Genomic DNA, 672 nt, shown 5'->3' with positions numbered 1-672 from the left:
ACACGCCGCTAGGTCTCGGTGGTAGACTTGAGCCCCGATCATTTTGGGCGCCTCAAACCTCGGCCGGTAAGCTGTTACGCTTTTCTTAGAGGGTAGCTGCTTCTAAGCTCACCTCCCGGCTGTCTAGGGCTTGAGACCACCTTCGATCGCACTTAGTCTACACTTGGGGACCTTAACCCAGCTCTGGGTTGTCTCCCTCACGGTACACAGGCTTACCCCGTGCACCGGACTCCCTGCGTCAAACGACGTTCGTAGGTTCGGAGTTGGACAGGGGGGCGCACTCCTCTCGGAGTGCGGTCCCCCAATCCGTCGCTCTACCCCACGAACTATCTCGGCAGAGGTCATGCTTCGACATGTTTCGGTTGGAACCAGCTGTTTCCGGACTCGATGGGCCTTTCACCCCTAGACGTAGATCACGAGAGGGTATTGTAGGACACCAACTCTAACAGGCCTCCACGTGCCTTTCGGCACGCTTCACCTTGTCCACGCCTAGATCGTCCGGTTTCGGGTCGTGCCCGTTTGACTCCCCGCGCTTGAACACGGTGGTCCTGGTGCAAAGCACTGCGACCATATCGGTTTCCCTACGCCTTCCTCGATAATCGAGTTAGACTCGTCAAACAGGCACACTCCCTGGTTCGTTTTTCAAAACGTACGACAGAACACCGGCTTCCC

General features: G+C 57.1%; 1 rRNA gene. It reads right to left on the bottom strand.

Going from position 1 to position 672, the window contains the following annotated elements:
- Positions 1-672 (bottom strand): 23S ribosomal RNA (locus tag ACERI1_RS18820); the annotation flags it as partial.

The organism is Natrinema sp. HArc-T2 (assembly GCF_041821085.1).
Classification (GTDB): Archaea; Halobacteriota; Halobacteria; order Halobacteriales; family Natrialbaceae; genus Natrinema.
The sequence above is the reverse complement of the archived record's forward strand: the minus strand, read 5'-3'. Positions and strand labels throughout refer to the sequence as shown.